The 1,863-nt window shown below is 45.9% G+C and carries 1 protein-coding gene; it reads right to left on the bottom strand.

Going from position 1 to position 1,863, the window contains the following annotated elements; genetic code table 11:
* Positions 1–55: 55 nt before the first annotated feature.
* Positions 56–1,690 carry an alpha-D-glucose phosphate-specific phosphoglucomutase gene (locus IQ242_RS23780; protein ID WP_193961651.1) on the bottom strand — a complete coding sequence of 545 codons (1,635 nt, stop codon included), beginning with the start codon at positions 1,688–1,690 and terminating at the stop codon, positions 56–58.
* Between the last annotated feature and the right edge of the window lie 173 nt (positions 1,691–1,863).

Genomic DNA, 1,863 nt, shown 5'->3' with positions numbered 1-1,863 from the left:
GTGATGATCAGGTCAAAAAATTCCCCGATAAAAACTGATAGCTGATCCCTAGATTTTAGGTAATAACCGTGGGTTGTTCCCGTCCGGTAGATTGACGAATTTGACCGATTTCTTCGGCTAAATCAATTAAGGGTTGTAGGGCCTTTTGGGTGTCGATATCGTGTTTACTTGCGTCCGGTTCATAACTTTCTAGATAAACCCGGAGAGTGGCTCCTTTAGTTCCCGTACCCGATAGACGGTAAATAATCCGAGAACCATCGGTAAAACCAATGCGAATACCTTGATTTTTACTCACACTACCATCCACGGAATCCGTATAGCTAAAATCATCGGCATATTCCACTTCATAGTTACCAAATTGTTGACCCTTAAGGTCTAAAACCAGCTTCTGGAGACGTGCCATCATCTCTTTTGCTGGTTCTAAGGCGACTTCTTCATAGTCATGACGAGAATAGAAATTACGACCGAATTCTTGCCAATGACTGCGAACAATTGCCTCTACAGATTCCCCTTTAACTGCCAAAATATTTAACCAGAAAAGAACCGCCCATAAACCATCTTTTTCGCGAATATGATTGGAACCCGTGCCGAAACTTTCCTCACCGCAAAGGGTTGCTTTCCCCGCATCCAACAAATTACCGAAGAATTTCCAACCGGTGGGAGTTTCATAACAGTCAATTCCCAGTTTAGCGGCTACGCGATCGGCCGCCGCACTGGTGGGCATCGATCGCGCCACTCCCGTGATACCATTTTGATACCCTGGTACTAGATGAGCGTTGGCAGTTAGTACAGCTAAACTATCACTGGGGGTAACAAAAAAATTCCGACCGAGGATCATATTGCGATCGCCATCGCCATCGGAAGCGGCCCCAAAATCGGGTGCATCTTGACCAAAGAGAATTTCTACCAGATCATGGGCATAGACTAGGTTAGGATCGGGATGACCCCCACCAAAGTCCTCTAGGGGAATACCATTTAATACTGTACCCTTGGGCGCGCCTAAACGCTGTTCAAATAGAGCATAAGCGTAGGGACCCGTCACCGCATGGAGAGAATCCATGCACATTTTAAACTTACCAGAAGTGAGTAGGGTCTGAATGCGATCAAAATCAAAAATCTTTTCCATCATTTTGACGTAGGGAGTAACCGCATCGATCACTTCCACATCCATAGTTCCCAGTTTAAAGGAACTGGGGCGATCGAGGTTAATATCGGCCCCTGAGAGGATTTTATAACTGCTAATCACCTTAGTCTCGGCATAAATTGCATCGGTGATATTTTCCGGGGCCGGTCCGCCGTTAGTAATATTGTACTTAATGCCAAAATCGCCCTCCGGACCGCCGGGGTTATGACTAGCGGAGAGAACAATACCGCCAAAAGCGTTATTTTCGCGAATTAACCCAGAAATAGCGGGAGTGGAGACAATACCATCGGTTCCCACGAGTATTCTACCGATACCGTTAGCGGCGGCGATTTTCAGGATAGTTTGAATAGCTTGACGGTTATAATAACGACCATCTCCACCGACAACTAGGGTTTGACCCTCGATACCGTCTAAAGTGTTGAAGATAGCTTGAATAAAATTTTCCAGATAATGGGGTTGTTGAAAAACGGGAACGGATTTTCGTAGTCCGGAAGTCCCCGGTTTTTGGTCACTAAAGGGTTTTGTGGCAACGGTTTCAATCGTCATAGTCTTTTCTTGATAGGCTGAGGCAATTGTCAACTTAAGTATATAGCAGTAGGTTGACAGCCAAGAAATCAGCTAGGAAAGACAACAGCCGGGGAGTCCCCTGTCATACTAAATCCTGTTTAAAAAGTCTAGGAGAGTGGGGAGACCACTTCGTGCGCGTTGCGGGGGGAGAT

The sequence above is a fragment of the Microcystis sp. LEGE 08355 genome, from assembly GCF_015207185.1.
Lineage (GTDB): Bacteria > Cyanobacteriota > Cyanobacteriia > Cyanobacteriales > Microcystaceae > Microcystis > Microcystis panniformis.
The sequence above is the reverse complement of the archived record's forward strand: the minus strand, read 5'-3'. Positions and strand labels throughout refer to the sequence as shown.